Below are 17,511 nucleotides of genomic sequence, written 5' to 3' on the forward strand. Positions count from 1 at the left end.
TCGTCAGAAATTTATGCGGATTACGCTGCCCTCGCTGCGTCCGGAGCTGCGTATTGCGTTGCTGTTGACGGTGATTGCCAGCCTCAAGGCTTTCGACCTGGTCTACGTGATGACGCAAGGCGGGCCTGGAACCTCAACCATGGTGACCAACATCTTTATGTATAAGCAGGGCTTCGACCTGCACTACTTTGGTTATGCCTCCGCGGTGGCGGTGTTCAGCATGTTGATTGTATTGATGATCAACGCATTAATTCACTTTGCCATTCGGGAGAGACACTGATGCGTGGCACGCCAATAGCCTCTCGCGCGCTGATCTGGATTGTCGCGCTGATGACCATCCTGCCGTTTTTGATGGCGCTGATGACCTCATTCAAAACCCAGATTGAGCTGTTTCAGGGCGTGTTTACGCTGCCCTCGTCGCTGAACTTCAAAAACTATGTCACTGCCTGGCAGCAGGGGCACTTCAACGTCTACTTTATGAACTCGGTGCTGGTGGTGATTCCGGTGGTGATCAGCAGTATTCTGCTCGGTATTCTGGCGGGATTCGGTTTTGCCTGGTTGAAGATCCCCGGCAAGAAAGTGGTCGCAGCGATGCTGGGGCTGGGCATGGTGCTGCCGAGTGAAGCCTTTATTATTCCGCTGTATCACGAATTGCGCTGGATGGGGTTGACCAACACCTATCTGGCGCTGATCCTGCCGCAAATTGCGCTGTCGCTGCCGTTTACCACCTTGATGATTGCCACCGCACTGCAGCAAGTGCCGCGAGAACTGGTGGAAGCTTCGGTGATGGATGGCGCATCGCGCCGCAAAATTCTATGGGGCATTCTGGTACCCGCTATCTGGCCCACGCTCTCTACGCTCGCACTGCTGCTGTTTATCTGGACGTGGAACGAATTTCTTATCCCGCTGATTCTGGTCAACAAAGATGAGCTACGCACCTTGCCCATCGGCATGATGTTCTTCCAGAACAAAAACACCATCGACATTCCGGTGCTGATGGCAGGCGCGATGATCGTGATTATGCCGCTGGTGGCGGTGTTCCTGGTGTTCCAGCGCAAGTTTATTAGCGGTGTGACAGAAGGGGCAGTGAAGTAGTTGGGCGTTCAGAATATTCATCATTGCCAAGGGCGGCCTTCAGGCCGCCCGTAACCGACATTACCGTAGCGGCGCGACTCATCGCGCATTTGAACGTTACAACGCAGCCGCTATCGCCACGCCCAGCGCTTCCGTTGAGGCGCTGCCGCCGAGATCGCGTGTCAGGCTATTGCCCGCAGCCAGCGTGCGCTCAATCGCATCCAGCACTGCGGCACCCGCTTCAGCGTAACCCAGATGTTCCAGCATCATCGCGCCACACCAAATCTGTCCAATCGGGTTGGCCACGCCTTTACCCGCGATATCGGGCGCAGAACCGTGCACCGGTTCAAACAGGCTGGGGAACTTGCCCTCCGGGTTGATATTGGCCGAAGGTGCAATCCCGATGGTACCCGTACAGGCGGGGCCGAGGTCTGACAGGATATCGCCAAACAGGTTGCTGGCGACCACCACATCAAACCAGTCAGGATGCAGCACGAAGTTCGCGGTCAAAATATCGATATGATATTTATCGACTTTCACTTCCGGGTAGCTCGGTGCCATCGCTTCAACACGGCTGTCCCAGTAGGGCATGGTGATAGCAATACCGTTGGATTTGGTGGCCGATGTCAGGTGTTTTTTCGGGCGCTTTTGCGCTAACTCGTAAGCAAATTTCAGAATACGATCGACGCCAGTGCGCGTCATGACTGTCTCCTGAATCACCACTTCACGCTCGGTGCCGGGGAACATGGTGCCGCCCACGGACGAGTACTCGCCCTCGGTGTTTTCGCGTACTACGTAGAAATCGATATCGCCCGGCTGGCGGTTTGCCAGCGGTGCTTTCACGCCTGGCATCAAACGCACAGGGCGCAGGTTGACGTACTGATCGAACTCGCGACGGAACTGCAACAGCGATCCCCACAGTGACACATGATCGGGCACCACATCCGGCCAGCCCACGGCGCCAAAATAGATGGCATCGAACTGGCTTAAGGTGGCGAACCAATCATCTGGCAGCATTTTACCGTGCTGCTGCCAGTATTCGGCGCTGGCAAAGTCAAACCACTGCCACTCCAGTGAAATATTGAATTTCTTCGCCGCTGCATCCATCACACGGATGCCTTCAGGCATCACTTCTTTGCCAATGCCATCGCCAGGGATGACGGCGATTTTATAGGTTTTGCCGCTCATAGGGTCTCTCGCAGGTTGCTGTTGATGTTCTGAACGCAGTATAACCATGCATCACTGGGAAATAATTAGCCTGAGCGGCAAGCCAATGTTGAATAAAAGTAGAGAATCGCGCACTTCAACCGACGATCTGGCCTTCTTTGTCCGGGTGGCAACGCTGGAGAGCCTAACCGCTGCCGCGCGGGAACTAGGCCTGTCGCTGCCTGCAGTCAGTAAACGCCTGAGCCAACTGGAACAGCGGCTGGGCGTTCAACTGCTGCGGCGCACTACGCGACGGCTGGAGCTGACCGCCGAGGGCAAGCGCTATCTGGAAGGGGCACGACCGTTGCTGGATCAGCTGGCAGAGCTGGAAGAAGCGGTCAGCAGTCAGACTGCGGTGCTGCGCGGTTCGCTCAACATCAACGCCTCGTTCGGCTTTGGCCGACGCCACGTGGCGCCTTGCGTCTCACGTTTTGCCGCGCTGCATCCTGAAGTCTCCTTATCCCTGCAACTCAGCAGCCAGCCACTCAATTTTCTTGATGCGCACATTGATATCGATATCCGCATTGGCGAGCCGCCCGATGCACGGCTGATGGCGCGTAAGTTGCGCACCAATCCGCGCGTGTTATGCTGCGCGCCCATCTACGCCGAACGCTATGGGCTGCCTGAGAATATTGCTGCTCTGTCACAACACAACTGTATTTTACTGCGTCAGTATGAGAGTGATTTTGCCCTGTGGCGCTTGAGCAACGGCGAGCAGCAGTTGACGCAAAAGGTGCACGGCAGTCTGATCACCAACGATGGTGAGGTGGCGGTGCAACTGGCGATGGATGGACACGGTATTCTGCTGCGTTCCTGGTGGGACGCTCAGCACAGCATTGAGCGCGGGGAACTGCTGCATGTGCTGCCTGAATGGAGCGCGGTGGACGGTGATATTTTTGCCGTGTGGCAGCCACAGCGCCAGTTGCCCGCTCGCATTAGCGCCTTTGTCGACTTTTTGCAGTCCGCGCTGAAATAGTTAAGCTGATTTTGATTATTTATAATCATCATTGACTGTTTGTGAGCATGATCAAACAAATATTACTTCATTTAGCCTATAAATTGCCCTGCTTGTGCGTGAATTCATTCTGATGTGAGTGAAATGAATCACAAAATAAAGCAGGGGGTGGCCAGGGTGCAAAGACACTATACCCAAAATAATTCGAGCTTCAGGAAGGCGGCAAGTGCATGAATCCTCAGGAGCTTACTGAAGTAAGTGACTGAGGTGAATGCACGTAGCCAACGCACCTGCAGCTTGAAGTATGAAGGGTATAAAATAACAAAGTTGGCGACCTCATTAACGGCATGCGTTAAGCCCAGCGCCTGCCACGACCCTACGTTATCGATGAGGCTAAAATGAAACAATTCTCTGCAGAAGGGATGATGATTATTGTCGGGATTGTCATCGCGTACATTCTGTTTACCACCTGGCTGACCTGGCGTCTGCGCAGTAAAAACAGCGGCGACTTTATGGCGGGATCCAACGTGATGCCGGCTTTTGTGGTGGGCGTAATGCTGATGTCAGAATATATCGGCGCGAAATCCACGATCGGTACGGCGCAAGCCGCTTTTGAAGACGGTTTTGCCGCGTCCTGGTCCGTGATTGGTGCCGCTATTGGCTTCCCGCTGTTTGGTTTCCTGCTGGTGAAGCGCATTTACAACACCGGAAAAATCACCATTTCAGGCGCGATTGCTGAGCGTTACGGCAACTCAACCAAAAATATCATCTCGATCATTATGATCTACGCGCTGCTGCTGGTGAATGTCGGTAACTATGTGAGTGGTGCGGCGGCGATCTCCACGGTGTTAAACCTGGATCTCACCACGGCGGCGGTGATCACCGCGATCGTCAGTACCTTCTATTTTATGTTTGGCGGCATGAAGGGCATTGCCTGGGTCACGCTGCTGCACAGCGGATTAAAATATATCGGCATCCTGATTATTCTCGGTGTGGCGCTGCACATGACCGGCGGTGTGAAGCCGATGATCAAGGAGATGCCGCACTTCTACTGGACCTGGGATGGCAATGTCGGTGCCAGCACTATCTTCGCGTGGATGATTGGCACTATCGGCTCGATCTTCTGCACCCAGTTCGTGATTCAGGCGATTGCCTCCACCAAAAGCGCGGAGTCTGCGAAACGCGCCACCTGGGTCGCCTTCTTCTTCTGTATGCCGATTGCCATCGCCATTGCACTGATCGGCGTGGCGGCTAAGTACCTGCATCCGGATATTAAGAGCCTCTATGCGCTGCCGGTGTTCCTGCAGGATATGAGCCCATGGCTGGCAGGGATTGTGACGACCTCGCTGGTGGCATCAATCTTTGTCAGCGTGAGCACCGTGGCGTTAGCGATTGCCTCGCTGGTGGTGAAAGATTTCTACGTGCCTTACCGCAACCCTACGCCAGAACGTGAGTTCCGTATGACACGCTGGTTATCGCTGCTGATTGGTTTCTTACCGCTGATCTTTGTGCTGTTTGTGCCGGAAGTATTGAAGTTGTCCTTCTTTACTCGCGCGATTCGCCTGTCGATCTCGGTTGTCGCCATTATCGCTTTCTACCTGCCGTTCTATAAAAGCACGCGCGGTGCCAATGCGGGCCTGATTGGTGCCTGCGTGGTGACTTCGGTCTGGTACCTGCTGGGCGATCCGTTCGGCATCAATAACATGTACGTTGCGCTGATTACGCCTGCGGTGATCATGGTGATTGACCGTTTGATCCCCTCGCGTCAGACGCTTGAGAAAAAAGCCCCAAAATCGTCAATGCAAAACAGTGGAGCCTGATATGACCGATTCAACGATTACCGTAGAACGTAACGGTAACCTTCATCCACACGCCCAGGATGCACAGCAGCTGACGGCCATGCTGCCTTCGGTCTGTCCGCAGAACCATGCTGCGAATTTGCTGCCCCTGCCGAACGGCGATCTGCTGTGCGTCTGGTTTGGTGGCACTCAGGAGGGGATCGCGGATATTTCGGTGTGGTGCTCGCGTCTGGAGAAGGGCAGTACGCAGTGGAGCGAAGCAGAAAAACTCTCTGATGATTCCACCCGTTCGGAGCAAAATCCGGTGCTGTTCCTCGATCCCGATCAGGTGCTGTGGCTGCTTTGGACTGCCCAGAAGTCGGGTAATCAGGACACTGCCATTGTGCGTTATCGTCAGTCTCGCGATTTTGGCCGCAGCTGGAGTGCCATTGAAACGCTGCTCGATCAGCCAGGCACCTTTATTCGCCAGCCGATTGTGGTGCTGCCGAATGGCAACTGGTTGCTGCCGGTGTTTTATTGCCGCACCCAGCCGGGCGTGAAGTGGGTAGGGAATGACGATATCAGCGCGGTGAAGATCTCCAGTGATAAAGGGAAAAGCTGGCGTGATGTCGCGGTGTCGGAGAGTCTGGGCTGTGTACACATGAATATCACATTGTTGCAGGATGGCAGCCTGTTAGCGCTGTATCGCAGCCGTTGGGCAGATTTTATCTACCAAAGCCGCTCCGTTGACGGCGGGGAGAGCTGGAGTGCGCCGTTGGCGACTGAACTGCCTAATAACAACTCTTCGATTCAGGTCACCACGCTGAACAACGGTCATCTGGCACTGGTGTTCAATGCCATGAGTGCCAAAGATGCCAGCGAGCGCCGTCTGTCGTTGTACGATGAAATTGAAGACGAGGATGACGATGTGGCGGTGGCGGCGGAACCGGTGGTGCACACCGGGCGCACGGCATTTTGGGGTGCGCCGCGCGCACCGATGACGCTGGCGATCTCTACCGATGGCGGTAAAAGCTGGCCGTGGCAGCGCAACCTCGACGAGGGGGATGGCTACTGCATGACCAATAACTCACAGCAGAAGCTGAACCGCGAGTTCTCCTACCCCAGCATCAAGCAGAGCGAAGACGGTGCGCTGCACATCGCCTATACCTATTTCCGTCAGGCGATTAAATATGTGCGCGTCAACGAAGCATGGGTGAGGGGATAAGCATGAGTCGACACGCGCTGGTTACCGGTGTCAGTTCCGGCATCGGCGCGGCGATTGCCGATCACCTGCTGGCGCAAGGCTGGCAGGTGACGGGTTTCAGCCGCACGCTGGTGAAAAAAGATCACCCCGCCTTTACCTCGGTGAGCGTCGATCTGTTTGATGCCAACCTGCTGAAACAGGCGTTGGCCGCACTGCCGAAGGTCAACGCACTGGTGCATGCGGCGGGGATGATGGCGGCGGCACCGCTTGGCGATCTGGATGAAGAGCAGAGTGCTCGCTTGTGGTATCTGCATGTGCAGGTGGCGCAAATCATGGCGAATGCCTTGCAGCCACAGATGACACAGGGCGATCGTATTGTGCTGATCGGCAGTCGAACGTCACGCGGTGCAGCCAATCGCAGTCAGTATGTCAGTACCAAAGCGGCGATGGTGGGAATGGCACGCAGCTGGGCGGCAGAGCTAGCGCCGCAAGGTATTACAGTGAATGTGATTGCGCCGGGCGCCACCGAAACGCCGATGCTGCTGCAACCGGGGCGCGCCAGCTCACCGCCCAAGCTGCCGCCGATGGGGCGCTATATCAAACCAGAAGAGGTCGCTGTACTGGCAGGCTTTGTGCTGTCGCCGGCTGCTGACGCCATCACCGGGCAGGAGCTGGTGATTTGTGGGGGGGCGTCGTTGTAACTATTGTTCATAGATGCGGGTGTTCGTAGGGGCGGCCTCCAGGCCTGACGATAACGCTGTCTGGAGCCGCAGTTACAATGCTAATCCATTTCTTATTGCGGCCACGTCCACCTGCCACAACTTCAATTTGTTATACAGCGCCGTGCGGGAAATCCCCAGCAGCTGCGCGGACTGGCGCAGATTGCCTTTGTGTTCACTCACTACCTGCAACACATGCTGGCGCTCTTTATCCTGCAATGACGTCAATGTACTGGTGTCGGTCACTGAAGCCCGTCGCGTCATCTCCTCGGGCAAATCTTGCCTGCCGATCTCCAGCCCTTCACACAGGTTCACCATACGCTCGACCAGATTCTCCAATTCACGCACGTTGCCCGGCCAGTGCCACGCCTGCAAACAGCTCATCGCTTCAGGCGACATTTGGGGGGCAATGCGTTTCAGCCGGGTACAGAGCGCGACAATAAAGGTATTCACCAATCCTGGAATATCCTCCTGACGCTGGCGCAGTGGCGGTATCTCCAGCGAAATAACGTTAAGGCGGTAGTAGAGATCGCGACGAAAGGCGCCTTTCTCCACGGCATCAAGCAGATTGCAGTGCGTGGCGGCGATGATGCGCACGTTCACTTTCAGCGGATGTGCCGCGCCGATACGCACCACTTCACTCTCCTGTAAGACGCGCAGCAAACTGGTTTGTGCCTCTAACGGCATCTCGGCAATCTCATCGAGAAACAGCGTACCGCCCTCTGCCAGTTCGAATTTACCGGCCGAGCCACCGCGCCGCGAGCCGGTAAATGCGCCATCGACATACCCAAATAGCTCACTCTGGACCAGATCACGCGGTAGCGCGCCGCAGTTGAGCGCGATAAACGGTTCCTGATGACGCGGGCTGGCATTGTGAATCGCCTGGGCAAACAACTCTTTACCGGTACCGCTCTCACCGCTTAATAGCACGGTGCTGTCAGTGCGGCTGCTGGCACGCGCTTTCTGAATCGCCTGCTGCACAAGCGGGGCGTGGCCGCGAATCATCTCGAAGGTGTAGCTGGCGCTGGCCCCCATCACCCGGCGCGTGATCGCGCGGATACGCTGGTTCTCACGCAGAGAGAGCACGCGGCCACCATCGGGCGCGGGCATAAGGGAAATCAGGCAGGAGAGGGGCTGGATGCCATCCGGGATGAACTGCAGTTCGCGGTCGTTGCAAAACGGCATGGTGAGTAGCGATCCACCCTGCGGCTGCAGCAGGACATCGATCGGCCCGGCATCGGGATCGAGGCCGCTGAATATCTGCCGTGCGTAGCGATTCAGGGTTTTAATGCGACCGTGGCGATCGCAGACGATCACGCCCTCATTCAAGGTTTCGAGAATCGACTGCTGCTCGGCCAGTAAACGCCGCAGCGTCAGTTGCTGTCCCACTGCTTCCGCAGCGGCTTGTACGGTACCCAGCGTGTGGGTATTGAAGTTATCCGGGGTAGCGGTCAGTGTCAGCACGCCTAGCATTTGACCGCTTGCGTCACGTACCGGTGCGGCGGCGCATTGAAAGTGGCGATTGCGTAGATCGATCTTCCAGTTCTCCCCGCTCAGCACATATACCAGGCGTTGCTCGATTAGGCAGCGTGCCGTGCAATTGGTGCCGAGCACCTCTTCACTCAGGATGCTGCCAACAGGTGTCAGGTCGGAGCCGCAGAAATGCAGTGTGACACCCTGTGCATCAGTGAGATTGATATGGCCGTCCGGGTTGTAAGCCAGCAGGTTCTCCATCACGTTGCGTGCCACCAGGATCAGCTCGGCATTGTGTTCCAGGATCGCCGCCAGCTCCTCGGCGGGCGGAGAGGTATAAACAAAGGTCGTGGGGTCGATGGCACGCTGCTGCGAGCGCTGCCAGGAGTGCAAAATGCTTCGCCGCATCCAGCGTGGCTGCTCACCTCGTTCAAAACTGTGCCAACCCTGCCACAGCAACGTATCCCATTCGCCCACCTCCGCACTGTTGGGCAGGCTGAAGATGGGGTCGCTTTCATCTTTAAAGGGTAAACGCTCAATGGTACGCATCAGACACTCCTGCTGGCGGTGGAATGTCCATTTTATTGACATGCAAAGTTGACATGTAAATTTTATTGCCAGTTTGTGAGCCAACGCTGTGTTCTGCCTCACAAAATCGCTGCGATACAGGTTGGCATTGGCTTTGCAATGTCTTGATGACATCGCAAGGCCCGATTGGGTATATCCAGAAACCTAAGGAATGAACCATGACATATCATCTTGACCCTGTGCGCGTTGGCCTGATTGGTGCGGGCCGCATGGGCAGCTTCCATGCCGAAAACCTCGCGTATCGTGTACCGGGCGCTATCCTGGCTGCCGTAGCCGATCCGCTGCCGGGTGCCGCAGAGAAACTGGCCAGCAAATTAGGTGTGACCAAAGCCTATAGCGATTTGCATGCGCTACTGCAGGATCCTGAGATAGATGCCATTGCCATCGCGGCACCGGCGCGGACGCACGCCGAGTGGGTGATCGCCGCGGCCAATGCGGGCAAGCATGTGTTCTGTGAAAAACCGATGGCGGTGACGCTGGATGAAGCGGATCGCGCGATTGCGGCGGCCAAAAGCGCGGGCGTCGTGTTACAGGTGGGGTTCAACCGCCGCTTTGATTCCGGCTTTGCGGTAGCCATCGCGGCAGTGAAAGCCGGCGAAAACGGCACCACGCAGTTGAGCCGTTCGGTCACGCGCGATCCGAAGCTGCACGATCCTGCCCCGATCCCGCAGTGGACTATTTTCCTGGAAACCCTGATCCACGATTTCGATACGCTGCTGCACTTTAACCACGGCGCGAAGCCGGTCGAAGTGTACGCAATCGCTGATGCGCTGGTGCGCCCAGACTTCAAAGACAAAGGGCTGTTAGATACCTCCGTGGTGACGATTCGTTTCGACAACGGTGCGATTGCCATTGCCGAAGCCAATTTCCAGGCGGTGTACGGCTACGATGTGCGCGGTGAAGTATTTGGCAGCAAAGGCATGTTGCAGGCCGGCCATATCAACGCCAACCACTGCGTGCGCTACCACGCCGACGGTATTGCCATCGATACCTCGAGAATGGATTCCGATCTGCTGCGTGAAGCCTATGTAGCGGAGATGGCCGAGTTCGCACGCTGTATTCGCACCGGCGAAACACCACGCGCCACCGGCGAAGATGCGCGCAATGCGCTGGCGATTGCGCTGGCCTGTATCGAGTCCGTCAAACAGAACCTGCCTGTTACCTTAGGAGCGCGCTAATGGCGACCTATCAACTCTCTGTCTGTGCCGAAATGGTGTTTCTCGATCTGCCATTTATCGAGCGTGTAAAACGCATTCATGAGCTTGGATTTGGCGTCGAAATTTGGGGTTGGGCCAACAAGGACATTGATGCGCTGGTGGCGACAGGGGCGCGCTTCACCTCTATGACCGGCTACCTCACCGGTAACCTGACCGATGACAGCGAGATTCAGCAGTTGCTGCAGAGCGCAGAAGCCTCGCTGGCTGTGGCTGAGCGGCTTAATTGCCCTGGACTGAACCTGCATGGCACCGGGCTGGATGACAAAGGTTTACCGGTGAAACCCGTGGAGATTGTCACGGGGGAGATGTGGCTTAAAGCCGTCGAGACGCTGCGCAAAGTGGCACAGCTGGGCGAGCGCGCAGGACGCGTATTCACGCTGGAAAACCTGAATCTGCCTGTTGATCATCCCGGCACGCCGTTTGCGCTGGCCGCCGACACGCGTGCGCTGGTGGAAGCCGTCAACAGTCCGGCGCTAAAAATGAACCTCGATCTCTACCACGCGCAGATTGGTGAAGGAAATCTCATCGAGCTGATTCGCCGCTGCGGTACGGCCATCGGTGAAATTCAGGTGGCGGATGTGCCGGGGCGTCAACAGCCCGGTACCGGTGAAATCAACTACCGCGCCATCGCCCGTGCGCTGCACGAGGTGGGCTATACCGGCACTGTCGCGATGGAGGGCTGGGCCAGCGGTGATAGCACGCTCGCACTGCAACAGTTCCGCGATCACTTCACGATTTAAGCGTTCTACCGCCGGGTATTTGCCTGTTGCCCGGCGTCATAACAATAAAACCTCAACCCTACAGGAATGAACCCATGAATATCAGAAACATCATGCTGTGCCTGTGCTCGTTGTTACTGAGTCTGAGCGTCAGTGCGAAAACCTTCACCGTTGGCGTCGCCCTGGCTAATTTCGATCTTAACTTCGTCTCCATCCTGCGTACCCAGATGCAGGAAGAGCTGAAGGCTAACCAACTTAACGGCCAGTTTGTCGATGCCAAAGGCGATGTGGCGTTGCAGGTGCAGCAGGTTGATGACTTTATCAACCAGGGCGTTGACGCCATTATCCTCAACCCCGTGGACACCCAGGGCGTGTTGCCGATGATTACCGCAGCGAAAAACGCCAATATCCCTCTGATTTTTGTCAATCGTAAGCCGGAAGTGAAGTTGCCAGGTGACATGGCTTATGTCGGTTCCGATTCGGCGCTGGGCGGCGAGATGCAGATGGAAGCACTGGCGAAGAAGATGAACTACAAGGGTAACGTGGCGATTTTAATGGGTGCGTTGTCGAACGAGGAAGCGCGTGAACGCACCAAAGCGGTCGAAGCGGTCATCGCCAAATACAAAGATATGAAAGTGATTGAGAAGCAGAGCGCCAAATGGCAGCGCAATGAAGCGGTGGATGTGGTGTCGAGCTGGTTGCTGAACCAGCGTCCGATTGATGCTATCGCCGCCAACAACGATGAAATGGCGATCGGTGCCATCATGGCGCTCAATCAAGCGAAGAACGAAAAGATCCTGGTCGCCGGTATCGATGGCACGCCAGATGGGCAGCAGTTTGTGAAAAACGGCAAAATGACCCTGACTATCTTCCAGGATGCCAAAGGTCAGGCAACCGGCGCGGTTCAGGTCACCAAGGCGCTGCTGGATAAGCAGAAAGTGCAGGAGTACAACTGGGTACCGTACAAAACCATTACTCAGGATAACTACGCGCAGTTTGCTGCGAATTAATGCGCTTATCCCCTCTTCATCATGCAAGAGGGGAATTTCTTCTCCACCTCATCCTCACGCCCTGTAAGCCAACTCCCCTCTATGTACCGCCCCATAATCCATTAACGGATCCAATTTAACGTTGATGAGGCGAAGTAAATAAGCCGTTGACTGCTGGACGTTGAACAATCAGTGCGGCATTATCAGCAGCGCATTGGCGATATTATCGTTGAATGAATCAGAGACAGGGGTTATTCCTACTTTGAGAGGCATCAAAACGTGAGGATGGGTGACAGTAAGTAAAAATCATAAATAAAGTATTTAGGATTATACTTAATGTTCCGTCGGTCATTTTGAGAGTAAAGGTTACTGAGGCTAAGCGAATTTTGAGTATATTATCACCAGTAATGAAGAGAAAAAATCTTGGCATGGCACTGCCTTGGCTGGCTTTTGCCGCACTTTTTTGTATGCTTCCCGTTGCGTTTCTGTATGAGAAAGGGGGTCGGGTATTATTTTATTATTGTGCTTATTTTTCATTGGCTGGTGTAGTTATTGAATTATGGCAAAGAAAGAAGGTTAAGCTAACGGATAAAAAAGCTCTGGCGATATTATTGCTGGGTGTGATTTACGTTGGGTGGTCAATATACTTCCAATATGTCATGCATACCGTAGATGGCTTGTATTATACCGCTGGGAAGCGATTTATCCTTGCCTGGCTTATTATGGTGTACATGATGCACTGCTTCCGCACTGGGTCGCTGAACAAAAAATTGGCTGTGCGCTATGCTTTTCTCTCTTTATCCCTGGCATTTATCACCTCAAGTTGCTTTGGGATCTTCCAATCGATAACCACCGATGAGCGCATTGTGCTCGGCATTAACCGCGCAACAATGACAGCCTATGCCTACTCTATCGTGATGCTGGCGTTAATATCACTGATATTGAGAATGCCTGACAGCAAGCTAAAGAAAGCCTTTTTCCTGTTCGTTTCGATCATTTCACTGTACGTGATTATGCTGACGCAAACGCGCTCGGCTATGGCCATCCATACTTTATTCCTTGCTTACATGACCGTGAGACTCTTTGCGGTGACACGTAATGTGAAATTCATAGGGTGTGTAGCGCTATTGCTGCTGTTAGCGGTAGGCCTTAGCTATAAACTGATTGAAACCCGTGTTGATACGACCGTGACGGAGTACACGGATTATCAGCAGGGCAATGACAAAACATCGCTGGGATCGCGCTTTACCATGTGGAAAACCGGCATTCTGGCCTTTGAACATGCACCATTAGGTCAGACGCAGGATCAGCGTAATAAATTCATTACCACCTACCTTGATGAACATCATCAATCGGATTCCTGGGCGTTAATTTATATTAATGTTCATCTGCATAATGAGTTTATTCAATTCGCTTCATTATTTGGTGTGGTGGGTGTCTTGATGTTGTTGTATTTCTTTTTCACTCTTATCGTGGTTGAAATAAGATCTCATCAAACCATCACGCCATTGGCCATAGCCAGCGTTGCCATGCTGTTATATGGTATGACCGATGTATTGCTAACCTCAGTCGAGTTTATCGCCATGTTCGGTGTATTAGTGGTGTTGCTGTCGCTGATTGAGAACGCAGAGGGTAATAAAAAAGCTCCTTAACGGGAGCTTTTTTCAGCGTGTTAAAAGAGACCTTTAAGCTTCATTTTGAAGTATTTTTTCTTGAAACTGGTTCGCACTTTGGTGTCAGCGAGAAACGAAATGACGGGTATTTTACTGATGGCATTTTTCACTGTTACCAGGTCATTTTCGTTTTTGATCATCGGATAATACTTATGGGCAATATTAATCCAATGGCATGACAGGAGATTGCGATATTTTTCCTGAAAAACATCATCCATTTTCTGTGTGGCAAGAATTAGCATGGCGATCTTTTCAGCATCCAGGTCGTTCGACAAACTTTGCGCCCTTTTAAAATAAAGATACGGGCTATGTTGAGCGTAAAGGATATGGTGGCTGACTTCTAATACAGTAGGGAAGAGCCATGCATCTTCATAGCAGGTTAAATCAGGGAATTGAAATTTTTCCAGGATTTCTCGCTTAATGAATTGACCGATAAAATGTGCCTGTAATTCACGATGAATCAGGAATTTTTCAATAGCCTGATGCTGACTCAATGGCGTTGTGATTAATCCATGCCATTTTGCAACCCGCTGCTTATTCTCATAAACCTCATTGAGTGGTGCAAACAAGGCATCTGGACTCTCTTTTTCTAAGCAGTTAACAATATCCGCTAATGAATTTTTCAACAGTTGGTCATCACCATCCAGCATCATAACGTACTGACCGCGGCATTGACTGACTGCAAAGTTTCTTACCTTGCCGATATTTCGTAATGAAATATCAAATACGCTGGCATGGGCATTTTCGGCTGCGAACGCGTGCAGCATTTTACTGGTGTTATCCGCAGAGGCGTCATTAACAAGGATGATCTCAACTAATTCCTGCACCCCAATGCAGGCATTTTTCAAGCTCTCTAAGGTGTCTTCAAGAAAATTTTCACAGTTGTGTGCAGTGAGTAAGACACTAATAACATAAGGAGAAGCCATAATTATCCGCTATCTTTTATAAGAGACATCACGATTAATATTACTATAGGTACATCATCGGGGGTGAGCGAATTCATGAAGTGGTGCACATCTTCTGGTAAAGTCAGATTAGTACTAAGAAAACCCCCGCTATAAGCCTAACGGCAGCTCGCTGCGAGCTGTAACAGTGAAAAAGATCACATCTCATCACCTTAGCTTCAGACGGCGCTAAATTATTTCCCGCGCTTGTCGATAATTTCTCCACTCAGTCTGTGTCGCCTTGCCCTGCATCCCTGGGGCAGCTTGATCAACTTCTGGTGTGGAAAAGTGCCATGATCGCAACGCCCTTGATAGGCCCGGACGCCGCGCCGGTAGAGATGGTTTCGCTTAAACGTATTGCACAGCGCGCAGACACGCTTGCCATGCTGCTCTGTTGGACGCTGTGGCCGATTGCGCTTGGCATAGGGTGGATGAACCACAGCGTGATGGTGGCGCTCATCGTGGGGCTGATTCTGGTGTTGCTGGCCACCTTTTGCGCAACGGTGATACGCGGCTCACTGACTTCCAGGTTACTTCTTTCCACTTTGCTGATTGGCTGGGCTGGCTTATTGATTCAGCTCGGTGAAGGGGAAACCGAATATCACTTCTCGGTATTTGTGCTGATGTCCGTACTCTTGGCGTGGCGCGATATACGTCCTCTGCTCATGGGAGCGGTTGCAGCGGCGACGCATCATATTTTGTTCAACTATCTACAGGATAACGATCTGTTTGGCGTGGTGGTCTTCCATCACCCAGGCTGGGACATGGTGTTTTTCCATGCGCTGTTTGTTGTCGCGCAAACCATCATACTTTTGGTGATTGCTCGCCAGATGGCCGCTGATGCGCGTTCCGCCAGCGAGGTGGCAGTACTGGCCGCCCAGATCAATCAGCAAAGCGGTTATCTGACGCTCACCGCCGATACACAGCAGAGTGAGACGCCCTTTGCGCGTACCTTTAGCACCACGCTAGGCACCTTGCATGGCACGCTCTCGCAGGTCAGTCAGCGTGTGGGGGCGTTACTGGTGGAGTCGGACAGTCTGCTGCAACGCAACGCCGCACTGTCCAGTCGAACCGATGAGCAGGCACAGGCGCTGGAGGTGGCTGCCAGCGCGATGACGCAGATCAGTATCGCCGCCAGCTTAACCCGTGATAAAGCCCAAAGTGCCCGCGAACTGGCCAGTGAAACGCGCGCGGTGGCAACGCGCGGTGAAGAGAATATTCAGTCGGCGATGGGATCGATGGCGAAGATCAGCGAAGAGTCACAGCGGGTGAAGGTGATTTTGGAATTGATTGACGGCATTGCGTTTCAGACCAATATTTTGTCACTCAATGCGTCGGTGGAAGCGGCCCGCGCGGGGAACCAAGGGCGTGGCTTCGCGGTGGTGGCCAGCGAAGTGCGTAATCTGGCGATGCGTAGCGAAAATGCGGCGCGTGAAATCCGGCAGTTAATCGATGCCAGTTCTGCCAGCACCCAGCATGGGGCCGTGCAAGTTGAACATGCGGCTCAAACGATGCGCTCGATTCACAGCAGCATTAGCGGGTTATCGCAGCTGGTGACGGAATTATCGGAGATGAGTGAGCAACAGAATCTCAGCATTGAGCAGATACAGCAGAGCATTAACAGCATTGATCACAGCGTGCATCACAATGTGCAGCACGTAGCCGAAACCATGCAGGTGGTTCAGCAGCAGCAACGGCAAGCGAATCAGTTACAGCAGTCGATCTCGTTGTTCAGGCTGGATTGAGTGGGCGGCCTGCAGGCCGCCAACACATTAGGCTACGCCGTTCACCAACAGCACGCGGTAATTGGCACCTTTAAGGCGGTGCGCTTTGGCTTCCTGATACGCCGGGCTGAAGTACCAGGCTTTTGCAGCATCAGCATCGGCAAATTCCAGTACCACCACGCCTTCCGCATCACGGCCTTCCAGCACCTGCAGATCGCCGTAAAAGGCCAGCGGGTTGATCTGATGATCGCCGCGCGCCTCGCCCGCTTTCTGCGCATAGGTCGCCAGCTCATCCTTATCCAGCGTTTCGTCCTTAATCATCACCACATAGGCAGCCATTACTTCTCTCCTCGAGCCTGGCGTTTATCTTCGGTGTTGTTATCGAAATCAGCGGCATCGTGGCGTTCCAGCAGTTGGTCTTGCGGCTCTGCACCGAACGCTTTATTCACCTTACGACCACGGATTACCGCTGGGCGTTCGGCAATCTCTTTAGCCCAACGCACCACATTTTTATACGACTGCACGTCGAGGAACTCGCCGCCGCCATAGATGTTATTCAGCACCAGATTGCCGTACCAAGGCCAGGTGGCGATGTCCGCAATGGTGTATTCATCACCGGCGAGGAAGCGATTATCGGCCAATCGACGATCCAGTACGTCAAGCTGGCGTTTGGCTTCCAGCGAGAAGCGGTTGATGGCGTATTCGATTTTTTCTGGCGCGTAGAAATAAAAGTGGCCATAGCCGCCGCCGAGGTAGGGCGCTGAACCTTGCAACCAGAACAGCCAGTTGAGGGTTTCGGTACGGCCCGCGATATCGGCAGGAATGAAGTGACCAAATTTCTCGGCCAGATAGAGCAGAATATTGCCTGACTCAAATACGCGCAGCGGCGGGGTGACAGAGTGGTCACTCAAGGCCGGGATTTTAGAGTTCGGGTTAACCTCAACAAAACCGCTGGAGAACTGATCGCCATCCCCGATGCGGATCAACCAGGCATCGTACTCGGCTTCTTTAGCCCCGACGGCCAGCAACTCTTCCAGCAGAATAGTGACTTTCTGGCCGTTCGGCGTGCCAAGTGAATAGAGCTGCAGCGGATGTTTGCCCACTGGCAGAGTCTTCTCATGCGTCGGCCCGGCGAACGGACGGTTGGTTTTCGCGCCGTTACCTTTGGCTTCCGGGTCCCAGGTCCAGACTTTCGCGGGCTGATACTGATTTTCCGACATAGTGATTTCGCCTTGTTGTGATTGCGTT

General features: G+C 53.9%; 16 protein-coding genes. 11 read left to right on the top strand and 5 right to left on the bottom strand.

Annotated features, from left to right (window positions below; all coding sequences use genetic code 11):
- Both PSSD_RS08505 and PSSD_RS08510 read left to right on the top strand, forming a co-directional pair.
- A partial coding sequence (locus tag PSSD_RS08505) for an ABC transporter permease family protein (RefSeq protein WP_167347661.1) occupies positions 1 to 280 on the top strand: 280 nt, incomplete at its 5' end.
- Positions 280 to 1,095: a carbohydrate ABC transporter permease gene (locus tag PSSD_RS08510; protein ID WP_058970585.1), complete on the top strand. Its 816-nt coding sequence runs from the start codon at positions 280 to 282 to the stop codon at positions 1,093 to 1,095. The genes PSSD_RS08505 and PSSD_RS08510, both read left to right, overlap by 1 nt.
- 96 nt (positions 1,096 to 1,191) lie before the next feature.
- On the opposite strand, the gene PSSD_RS08515 is transcribed toward PSSD_RS08510, so the two are convergent.
- Positions 1,192 to 2,262 (bottom strand): tartrate dehydrogenase, encoded by a 1,071-nt coding sequence (locus PSSD_RS08515; RefSeq protein WP_058970588.1) that lies wholly within the window; start codon positions 2,260 to 2,262, stop codon positions 1,192 to 1,194.
- Between the two features lie 85 nt (positions 2,263 to 2,347).
- Here PSSD_RS08515 and PSSD_RS08520 point away from each other — a divergent pair, with 85 nt between their 5' ends.
- The 4 genes from PSSD_RS08520 (at position 2,348) to PSSD_RS08535 (ending at position 6,918) form a co-directional block, all read left to right on the top strand.
- Complete coding sequence (locus PSSD_RS08520; protein WP_058970591.1) at positions 2,348 to 3,256, top strand: LysR family transcriptional regulator; 909 nt, start codon at positions 2,348 to 2,350, stop codon at positions 3,254 to 3,256.
- A 377-nt stretch (positions 3,257 to 3,633) separates the two neighbouring features.
- Positions 3,634 to 5,055 (top strand): sodium:solute symporter family protein, encoded by a 1,422-nt coding sequence (locus PSSD_RS08525; RefSeq protein ID WP_058970594.1) that lies wholly within the window; start codon positions 3,634 to 3,636, stop codon positions 5,053 to 5,055.
- 1 nt (position 5,056) lies between these two features.
- A complete protein-coding gene (locus tag PSSD_RS08530; protein ID WP_058970597.1) occupies positions 5,057 to 6,238 on the top strand; it encodes a sialidase family protein in 1,182 nt (393 codons plus the stop codon).
- 2 nt (positions 6,239 to 6,240) lie between these two features.
- A complete protein-coding gene (locus PSSD_RS08535) occupies positions 6,241 to 6,918 on the top strand; it encodes an SDR family NAD(P)-dependent oxidoreductase (protein ID WP_058970600.1) in 678 nt (225 codons plus the stop codon).
- Positions 6,919 to 6,990: 72 nt separating this feature from the next.
- Here the strand turns inward: PSSD_RS08535 and PSSD_RS08540 are convergent, their stop codons facing one another.
- The gene (locus tag PSSD_RS08540) at positions 6,991 to 8,958 is read right to left on the bottom strand and encodes a sigma-54-dependent Fis family transcriptional regulator (protein ID WP_058970603.1); all 1,968 of its coding nucleotides are present in this window, start codon (positions 8,956 to 8,958) and stop codon (positions 6,991 to 6,993) included.
- A 197-nt stretch (positions 8,959 to 9,155) separates the two neighbouring features.
- On the opposite strand from PSSD_RS08540, the gene PSSD_RS08545 reads away from it, so the two are divergent.
- The 4 genes from PSSD_RS08545 to PSSD_RS08560 all read left to right on the top strand — a co-directional run bounded on the left by PSSD_RS08545 (position 9,156) and on the right by PSSD_RS08560 (position 13,574).
- Positions 9,156 to 10,175 carry a Gfo/Idh/MocA family oxidoreductase gene (locus PSSD_RS08545; RefSeq protein WP_058970606.1) on the top strand — a complete coding sequence of 340 codons (1,020 nt, stop codon included), beginning with the start codon at positions 9,156 to 9,158 and terminating at the stop codon, positions 10,173 to 10,175.
- On the top strand, positions 10,175 to 10,954 hold the full coding sequence (locus PSSD_RS08550; protein ID WP_058970609.1) for a TIM barrel protein: 780 nt from the start codon (positions 10,175 to 10,177) through the stop codon (positions 10,952 to 10,954). Before PSSD_RS08545 ends, PSSD_RS08550 begins: the two co-directional genes overlap by 1 nt.
- Before the next feature lie 74 nt (positions 10,955 to 11,028).
- Positions 11,029 to 11,943 carry a substrate-binding domain-containing protein gene (locus PSSD_RS08555; RefSeq protein ID WP_058970612.1) on the top strand — a complete coding sequence of 305 codons (915 nt, stop codon included), beginning with the start codon at positions 11,029 to 11,031 and terminating at the stop codon, positions 11,941 to 11,943.
- A gap of 407 nt (positions 11,944 to 12,350) precedes the next feature.
- A complete protein-coding gene (locus tag PSSD_RS08560; protein ID WP_167347662.1) occupies positions 12,351 to 13,574 on the top strand; it encodes an O-antigen ligase family protein in 1,224 nt (407 codons plus the stop codon).
- A 20-nt stretch (positions 13,575 to 13,594) separates the two neighbouring features.
- On the opposite strand, the gene PSSD_RS08565 is transcribed toward PSSD_RS08560, so the two are convergent.
- Entirely contained in the window at positions 13,595 to 14,521 is a 927-nt protein-coding gene (locus PSSD_RS08565) for a glycosyltransferase family 2 protein (RefSeq protein ID WP_058970618.1), read from the bottom strand.
- A gap of 311 nt (positions 14,522 to 14,832) precedes the next feature.
- On the opposite strand from PSSD_RS08565, the gene PSSD_RS08570 reads away from it, so the two are divergent.
- Positions 14,833 to 16,284 carry a methyl-accepting chemotaxis protein gene (locus PSSD_RS08570; protein WP_058970621.1) on the top strand — a complete coding sequence of 484 codons (1,452 nt, stop codon included), beginning with the start codon at positions 14,833 to 14,835 and terminating at the stop codon, positions 16,282 to 16,284.
- A gap of 27 nt (positions 16,285 to 16,311) precedes the next feature.
- On the opposite strand, the gene PSSD_RS08575 is transcribed toward PSSD_RS08570, so the two are convergent.
- A complete protein-coding gene (locus PSSD_RS08575; RefSeq protein ID WP_039334080.1) occupies positions 16,312 to 16,602 on the bottom strand; it encodes a DUF1330 domain-containing protein in 291 nt (96 codons plus the stop codon).
- Positions 16,602 to 17,483, bottom strand: coding sequence for a glutathione-dependent disulfide-bond oxidoreductase (gene yghU / locus PSSD_RS08580; RefSeq protein WP_039334082.1), 882 nt, complete (start codon positions 17,481 to 17,483; stop codon positions 16,602 to 16,604). The genes PSSD_RS08575 and yghU overlap by 1 nt, the downstream gene beginning before the upstream one ends.
- Positions 17,484 to 17,511: the final 28 nt, after the last annotated feature.

It is taken from the genome of Type-D symbiont of Plautia stali (assembly GCF_001485335.1).
GTDB lineage: Bacteria > Pseudomonadota > Gammaproteobacteria > Enterobacterales > Enterobacteriaceae > Pantoea > Pantoea vagans_C.